General features: G+C 39.8%; 7 protein-coding genes. 1 reads left to right on the forward strand and 6 read right to left on the reverse strand.

The window, feature by feature from the left end; translation table 11 throughout:
- The first annotated feature begins 8 nt into the window (after positions 1–8).
- Positions 9–2,813, forward strand: a complete 2,805-nt coding sequence (locus ACWATR_RS36725) for a hypothetical protein (protein WP_460344248.1) — start codon at positions 9–11, stop codon at positions 2,811–2,813.
- Positions 2,814–2,875: 62 nt separating this feature from the next.
- On the opposite strand, the gene ACWATR_RS36730 is transcribed toward ACWATR_RS36725, so the two are convergent.
- The 6 genes from ACWATR_RS36730 to ACWATR_RS36755 form a co-directional block, all read right to left on the reverse strand.
- The gene (locus ACWATR_RS36730) at positions 2,876–3,724 is read right to left on the reverse strand and encodes a restriction endonuclease (protein ID WP_460344251.1); all 849 of its coding nucleotides are present in this window, start codon (positions 3,722–3,724) and stop codon (positions 2,876–2,878) included.
- Positions 3,725–3,749: 25 nt separating this feature from the next.
- Positions 3,750–4,997 carry a hypothetical protein gene (locus ACWATR_RS36735; RefSeq protein WP_460344254.1) on the reverse strand — a complete coding sequence of 416 codons (1,248 nt, stop codon included), beginning with the start codon at positions 4,995–4,997 and terminating at the stop codon, positions 3,750–3,752.
- Positions 4,990–5,406, reverse strand: coding sequence for a hypothetical protein (locus ACWATR_RS36740; protein ID WP_460344257.1), 417 nt, complete (start codon positions 5,404–5,406; stop codon positions 4,990–4,992). The genes ACWATR_RS36735 and ACWATR_RS36740 overlap by 8 nt, the downstream gene beginning before the upstream one ends.
- 43 nt (positions 5,407–5,449) lie before the next feature.
- Entirely contained in the window at positions 5,450–5,812 is a 363-nt protein-coding gene (locus ACWATR_RS36745) for a four helix bundle protein (RefSeq protein WP_460344260.1), read from the reverse strand.
- 76 nt (positions 5,813–5,888) lie between these two features.
- Positions 5,889–7,652, reverse strand: a complete 1,764-nt coding sequence (locus tag ACWATR_RS36750) for a type IV secretory system conjugative DNA transfer family protein (protein WP_460344263.1) — start codon at positions 7,650–7,652, stop codon at positions 5,889–5,891.
- Positions 7,649–8,598: hypothetical protein (locus tag ACWATR_RS36755; protein WP_460344266.1), on the reverse strand; the 950-nt coding region annotated here is incomplete at its 5' end. The genes ACWATR_RS36755 and ACWATR_RS36750, both read right to left, overlap by 4 nt.

Raw genomic sequence — 8,598 nt, forward strand, 5'->3', positions numbered from 1 at the left:
GTTCCCCATTGCCTGTTCCCTATCTTTTACAAAATAAACCACAGGTACAAACCCATGACTTTAACCAACGACAACAACCTAACTCAGATACAGTTGCTAACCGAGAAGATAGAGCAATTGACCAAGAATTTCGAGCAGTTACAAACCAACAGCCAGCAATTGACCCAGAAAATCGAGTTCTTAGAAACGAGCCAAGCCGAGAACATAATCGAAATGAGCGCGAATCAGTCGAACTTCTTGCAGCAATTAACCGAGATGCTGAACTCGAAAAAGTCTTCGAGCATGGAGACGATATTGCAGGAATTAACCAAAGCTCTACAGATGATGGGCTTCGAGGTCAACGAACAGAGAAACTCTCAAGACAAGTTAACGGACAAAATTCAACAATTTTTAATAGAGAAGCAAGTTATGTCCATTCTTCACAACCAGCCACCAGACAACTCTTAAATACAATCTCCGATTATCTTGAGCAATCAGCTATTGAGTCTGCTTTAACCCAAACAGTATTAGGGCTAACAGAACAACTTTCTCAATCTCATCAACAACTTGTCATTGCTAAAAGTACATTCAATGAGTTTGAAACAGCATTGACGGCTGAGTTGCAATCTTATGCAGAAAATAAAGCTATTCTGTCAATCTCTGATTATGTTGAGCAATCAGCTATCGAGTCTGCTTTAACCCAAGCAGTATTAGGATTGACAGAACAACTTTCTCAATCTCATCAACAACTTCTTGCTGCTAAAAGTACATTCAATGACTTTGAAACAGCATTGACGGCTGAGTTGCAATCCCATGCAGAAAAGAGAGCTATTTTATCAATTTTTGATTATATTGAGCAATCAGCTATCGAGTCTGCTTTAAATCAAGCAGTATTAGGATTGACGGAGCAACTTTCTCAATCTCATCAACAACTTCTTGCTGCTAAAAGTACATTCAATGACTTTGAAACAGCCTTGACTCAAGAGTTAAAACCTCATGCAGAAAAAGGAGCTATTTTATCAATCTCTGATTATATTGAGCAATCAGCTATCGAGTCTGCTTTAACCCAAACAATATTAGGATTGACAGAGCAACTTTCTCAATCTCATCAACAACTTCTTGCTGCTAAAAGTACATTCAATGACTTTGAAAAAGCCTTGACTCAAGAGTTACAATCTCATGCAGAGAAGAAAGCCATTCTGTCAATCTCTGATTATATTGAACAATCAGCTATCGAGTCTGCTTTAACCCAAACAATATTAGGATTGACAGAACAACTTTCTCAGTCTCATCAACAACTTGTTGCATCTAAGACTACATTCAATGACTTTGAAACAGCATTGACGGCTGAGTTGCAATTTCATGCACAAAACAAAGCCATTCTGTCAATCTCTGATTATATTGAGCAATCAGCTATCGAGTCTGCTTTAACCCAAGCAGTATTAGGGTTAACAAAACAACTTTCTCAATCTCATCAACAACTTGTTACTGCTAAAAGTACATTCAATGACTTTGAAACAGCCTTGACTCAAGAGTTACAATCTCATGCAGAAAAAGGAGCTATTTTATCAATCTCTGATTATATTGAGCAATCAGCTATCGAGTCTGCTTTAACCCAAGCAGTATTAGGGTTAACAAAACAACTTTCTCAATCTCATCAACAACTTGTTACTGCTAAAAGTACATTCAGTGATTTTGAAACAGCCTTGACTCAAGAGTTACAATCTCATGCAGAGAAGAAAGCCATTCTGTCAATCTCTGATTATATTGAGCAATCAGCTGTCGAGTCTGCTTTAACCCAAACAATATTAAGCTTAACAGAGCAACTTTCTCGATCTCATCAGCAGTTAGTTGAAGCTCAAACTGTATTTAATGACTTTGATGAAGCGGTTACAGCTGAGTTGCAATCTCATGCACAAAACAAAGCCATTCTGTCAATCTCTGATTATGTTGAGCAATCAGCTATTGAGTCTGCTTTAAACCAAGCAGTATTAGGATTGACAGAACAACTTTCTCAATCTCATCAACAACTTGTTGCTGCTAAAAGTACATTCAATGAGTTTGAAACAGCATTGACGGCTGAGTTGCAATCTCATGCAGAAAATAAAGCTATTCTGTCAATTTCTGATTATGTTGAGCAATCAGCTATCGAGTCTGCTTTAAACCAAGCAGTATTAGAATTGACAGAGCAACTTTCTCAATCTCATCAACAACTTGTTGCTGCTAAAAGTACATTCAATGACTTTGAAATAGCATTGACCGCTGAGTTGCAATCTCATGCACAAAACAAAGCCATTCTGTCAATCTCTGATTATATTGAACAATCAGCTATCGAGTCTGCTTTGACCCAAACAATATTAGGATTAACAGAACAACTTTCTCAGTCTCATCAACAACTTGTTACTGCTAAAAGTACATTCAATGACTTTGAAACAGCATTGACAACTGAGTTGCAATCTCATGTAGAGAAGAGAGCTATTTTATCCACCTCTAACTCTGTTGAGCAATCAGCTACTGAGTCAACCTTAGCTAAAACATTACTAGCAGAATTAAAGTTGCATCTTAAAAAGATGATTCAGGGTTTAGATATTGAAAGATTGGCAGAAGTAGTTATGGAAGTAGGAAAATATGTCAAAGGTGAAAAGGTAACAGGAGCAAAGGTCAGCGAGTTATTTACGAGTGTTACAACTGATGCAAAAGTATTGACTTTTGAGGAGAAAATGAACATCGTTAGGCAACTGATTAGAGATGACAAACCATCGATTCTGAAGAGATTGAAAATAAACCCTCAACAATCAGATGATAACGGGGAGCATCTACAGTTTCGACGCTAACTTATCAGTTATCAATTATCAGGTATCAGATATTTCCATTAACTCATTCATAGGTTAGTTGTTCACTGATAACTGTTCACTGTTTTAATTGGTATTGTTATTCCCACTATTTTTAACTGCTTACCTAAGACAAAATTTACTAGTTTCTGACCGCTCACTAAGATTATTTTATCGGAGCGACGAATCAATTGTTTTGATAACTGTCCAGTTATGCCAGTATGCACGAAGAATCCACCACTAGCTCCTTCTCCTTCGATACAGCACAGGAAATCTTTGATGTGTTCTGGGCTAATGTAATCAGCGTAACGCTTAACCTGGATTACATAAAGCTTTCCCAAAATCAACACGCGACCATCTATCCCGCCGTCACCGGTGTATCGAAAGTTGCGTTGGATTTGCCAGCCCTGTTCAAAGCAACAAGTGAGTACCAATTCTTCAAAAACGTAAGGCGATATCCTGCGTAGCGTAGCGATTACTACTGGCAATTTGGCTAATTGAGTTCTGCTACGAAGCTCAAGTAATACTTGACTAGCGTACTCAATATTATTCAAGTGTTTCTTAAGCTTTTTAGGTAATCTAACCCTTGGTGTTCGCGCTGGAATTGGTAGTAATTGCTTCTTAAAATTTTTAGCGAAGAGAGTCTTTTGCGTTGGTACTGAGCTTTGTCGTATAGGCTTGTTAAAGTTTTTAGCTAAGAGAGTCTTTTGCGTTGGTGCTGGGCTTTGTCGTACAAAATTTTGAGATGAAATGTCAGACGATTTTGTACTCTTAGGTGGTAATGGCGATTGCTTAAAACCTTGGGAGCGATACTTTGACTTTGGTATTGAAGGTGGAAATAAAACAAACAGCCAAGCTAGAAAAATCATTCCACCCAGTGCAAACAACAAACCAATGATTAGGATTAGTATCATTTTTACGCTCCCCTTTGATCATGGCTTACCTGTGCATATTTCTAAATTGTGATTCTTGTTGAGAATCCTGCTGAATTTGATGATGCATATCAACAACAGATTGAACCTTATCAAGTGCTTGTAACTGTTTCTCACTTACGTTAGGCGATAAAACTCCATCAGTGAGAACAGCCTCGCCGTTTTTGGCACGAACGATTACATTATCGCCAAGGCGTTCAAAATCAAAATTTGTACTTTTAAAACTCTTGGAACCATCAGGGTTATCTTTGCCCAAGATATTCAGCATTGCTTTGACACTCTGCTCAATTGCCTGACCTTTGATATCATCGACAGCAGCCCGTAGTTCAGTTCGAGTATTGTCAATGGCTGACTTGACACCCATAAGGCTTTGCTCGACAGTGTTTTTAACGTCATCTACTTGTGTACGTAATTCTTGAGTTAAGTTACCAACTTGTTGATTGAGTTCATCCCTGACGTTATTTGTGTTTTCTCTGACTTCATCTAGTCGGTTAGTAACTTGTTGCTCTATGTAAGCTTTCATCTGTGCAATTTCTTTTCTAAGCTTCGTGACTTCCGGTGTCAGAGCATCCAAAACTCGCTCAAATGCATTTTTAGCCGTTTTCTTTACCTGACGTTCAACTGACCCAACCCAGTTTTGAAGAACCGTATTTTGAACTTGTGGTAAAAACCGTTCATTTACCTGGGACAATGCTTTTTGGGTGTTTTCAATCAACTGTTGTTGCTTTTCTAAAGACTTGCCCATTTCGGCAACTTGAGCAGCTAATTGTGATAAAGATTCGGGTGAAAGCTGTTCTGATTTGATACTATTTACAAGTTTTTGTTGTTCGCTTAGTTTTTTCTGCAATACTTGCACTTGTTTTCCTAAAGCTTCTACACTGTAGATTCGCTCATTACTTACAACTTTATTTTTCTGTGATGCCGGAGCTAAACCTAATTTATCAGTCAGTACTTCTCCATTTTTAATATGGAATACTTTTTCATTACCAATTTTAATAGAAATTGCACCTTGAGAATTTTTCGGGTCAGACAGAGCTTTTTTTAAGTTCTCTACTATCGTTGGTGTTAATAAGTTTTTAGAGGGGGATTCTCCCAATGTTCCTTGATAAACTTTGCTAGAGCTAGAGTAAATATGAACATCCTTGCTGGGATCTAATCCTTTTTCTTTAGCCTTCGCATGGATGAGTTTGAGGAGAGATTCTAAAATTTCTAGATAATCTCGCTTAATCTCTTTAGCTTCACCATCATCAATCATTATTTTCACCTTTGAGAATTGACTGAATTAACACATCTGGATTAATCGCTACTTCTGGCAAAACTATGCCACCGAGTTTATTAAGAACCTGTCTCCCTTCAACTTCAATGTAAGCAAATTCTCCATCAATCATCACTGTTATCGATGATGTATTTTTTTCAGCGTGAGATGGAACATAATCTTTCAGAACACCATTTAACACAAAAATATTGGCATCATCTGCATCGCTACTATAGACTTCAAGGCACTCAGGAAGATAGTTAGCATCAAAAGGCAAGTTATCCCAACTCTCAGCAGTGTTTAAAATTTCGCTTGGATATTTATCTGCTAAGGCTGCTATATCAGGAGGGAGTTTTGCAATTTGTTTTCTATCATAATCAGAGAACGGGTAAAACTTACTTGGTGACATGAATTTTATCCAGGAACAGGGAACAGGGAACAGGGAACAGAATTTATTGTTGTATCTTTTTAATAAGAGCAATAATCATCCGGCTCTCTTCTCGTAATAAAAAAATAATAGATTCTATATCCGCTTGACTACATAATCCTACCCTCTGAGATAAGATAATATGTGTCTCTAATTCATTAAGTGAGCCTTGGGCAATATTTAAAAATCTGATATACTCAGCCGTTGACCTTCTTCCATAGCCTTCTGATATATTAGCTGGAATAGATGCCGCAGACCTTCTGATTTGTGATACCATTCCATACAACTCTTCTTTGGGAAAGAGCTGTGTTAAAAAATAGCACTTTTCAGCTATATCCATGCCTTTCTGCCAAATTTTTAAGTCTTTAAAATCATTTATCTCTGGCATTTAAAAACCCTTTATTTATTGCTAAATTGTTTTGTTCCCTGTTCCCCGTTCCCCATTCCCTGTTCCCTTTTCTTGCCTAAATCAAGCTAGCATATTCTGATAACTGCTCTTGAGTTTCTATCAAAGGCAACAATTTTAATGCCTCTGCTCGACGAATTCTCATTTCTTCATCTGCTGGAGGTTTCAAAATAGACTTCCTGGCTAATGACTTTTGGAACTTATACCAAGCTTTTACACTCACCGCTTCCGAATTAATCTCATGTTGAGGAATATGAATATTTTGCAAGATTGGTATACTTATCTGTCCGCGAGAACGGAAACCTGGGCTAATGATTACAGCTTTCCCCTCTGGTAAGGTGTTAAATTGATTGACATCAAATAACTTGCGAGTACTGTTTTGGTCAGAATTAGAAATACTTGCACCGCCCTTTCCTCCTGATGAACGAGAACGTTGCTTGTATTTAATCTCTTCATCACCTAAGAACTTACTAAAACGTTCTGCTGCTACATCATCTTGAGGGTTAAAAAATGCTTTGGTAGCGCATCCTCCAAAGATGGCATTAGTTGTATTTTCACCATAGGATTCAATCAGCATTGAGAGATTTTGTAAACCTAAGATAGAAATTAGTCCATCTTCCCGGTTTTGGTTCAACCAATCCACCAGGGCTGGTAAATATAATGTTGGTAATTCATCAATCCCAAGCACCAGAGGACAAGTGCGTTTATAGGCGACATTTCTGCTTATTATTAAATGCAGAATGGAGACAAGCAACGGTGCAATTACATCACGCTTTTCTTTGTTCATTCCAAATATCACCATCTGCCGTCCTTTCAAGTCCAGTGGAATATTGGTTTTTCCGCAGAAAGCTGCCAATGCTGCCGGAACCATGAATCGGCTGAACAATCCGCTTGCTGTTCCCACTATGCTAGCTGCTGTTTCTGGGCTACCAGCTACAGATACAAACTGTGCGAAAGCCTCTCTAACCATGAAATTCAGATTTTCTGCTTGCTCTATGCGCTTAACTAACTTTGGCAACCCTAGTATCGCTTGGCACATCATGATATCTGGATACTCTGTGCCCTTTGCCAGCATAAAGACGGCTTGGACTAACTGATCTCCAGCATTGGTGAAAAAGCTATTTCCAGAATCTTTATCACCCAATTGAAAGTTGCGATTGAGTGTAATCGCAAGCTGCCGCGCCATTTCGGAATCTTCATTACTGCGAAGAAAGTCTATAGGGTTGGCAACTGCTGATTCTGCAAAGCCTGGGGCAAGCACAGTAACCTGATAACCGCGTTCTATCGCATACCCTGCAAGTATTGGAGCTTGCCCTTTAGACGGAGAATCAGCTGATTCCTGAGAGGCGTATTTGAAATCATATAAAGCCAGAGGTAAGCCCTGATCAATTACAGAGCGAATCAGGGGATTAATCATTGAAAATGACTTTCCACTCCCTGGGCCACCACAAACTAGGAAGCCTCGCTGTGCCTCTGGAAAATAAAGGGTTGTTGAATCTTCAGGGATGCAAGTTCTACGGACACCATTAATAACCTCGCTCGTTGTATTTTTGGGAGTTCCCACATACAGCGATACTCGGTTATGCAAGCGTTGCTGGATTTGTTTACACGCCAACTGACGAGCCGCTGTTTTCTCTCTTGTCCCGCCCCACCGCGCTGTCGCTAGCTTGGCAATACCTCCCCTACTATCGATGATTTTGGCGATTACAATCACTGCACCACAAGCGAGTACCCCTAAACCTGCGGGGGAAAACAGAGCCGATTCAAGTCCTGGGGGAATCAATTGACTTGGGTTAACCTCTGTCTTAGGAGTTGCTGTCATCGTCCCGTCCCCACAATTACCAAATCATTCTCACTCACGGGCAACCAGGGAACTGGGCCAATGAAGTAAGGGGTGCAAGTTTTCTGCTGGAATGGCGGTCGCGCGCAGATCCTAAAAAACAAGCCAAAGTCGGCAGTCCCAAGGGATTCATTAATTCCAGTTAACGCCACTTTGAACCCACTACCATACACTAGCCGCCCCGTGGGTTCCTTGCCCCCATTTACGGCGCCAAGAATTCCATAACCACCCGATACTTGCTGAGATGAACCAGATGCCCAACGCTTACCATACAAGCCGCCCTGACTGCCAGCAAAATCACCCATTTCTAAGTATGAGCATTCCTTGCCAGGAGGACAGGCTACCTCTTCAGTGCGATCGCCTCTGACAACGCTGCCAGAAACAAAGTAATCATTCCCAGCCCAAGTGTTGCCCTTCTCTGCTGTGCCAAGTACAACCGATGCAATCCCAACAACGCCTATATCAGAGCTAATAGGCTGAGGCATTTTATTAAAGGGCACTTGATTTAATTTAGGAATTTGATTGACTAATGCTTGCTGCCATGATTTAAATTTCCCTAATTGAGTTTTGTCCAACCCAGGAATTGAATCAAGAGAATACTTGCTTAGGTCAATCTTATCTAATGTCAAATCTGCGGCTTGAGGATTTGAGGCTATGGCTTGAGAAATAGTGCTGCTACCCAGTCCAGCAACATTCTTAGAAAATAGATCGGCTAGTGGGGGAACTTCTGATAGGCTCAAATTGCTTAATTCAGGCATTGCTTTAACTAATGTTTTTGGCGTTTGCCATTGCATTAATCCAAAGTCTTTGAGGGTGGGTTTAGTGGTTGTGGCTGTAGTAGGCAAAGCCATCGTGCCAATGGACTTTAAGCTCAAGGCAGACATCTTAAAGGCATCATCTGCATCGCCCAGCATCACAACAGAGTCTA

Source organism: Nostoc sp. UIC 10890 (genome assembly GCF_054786515.1).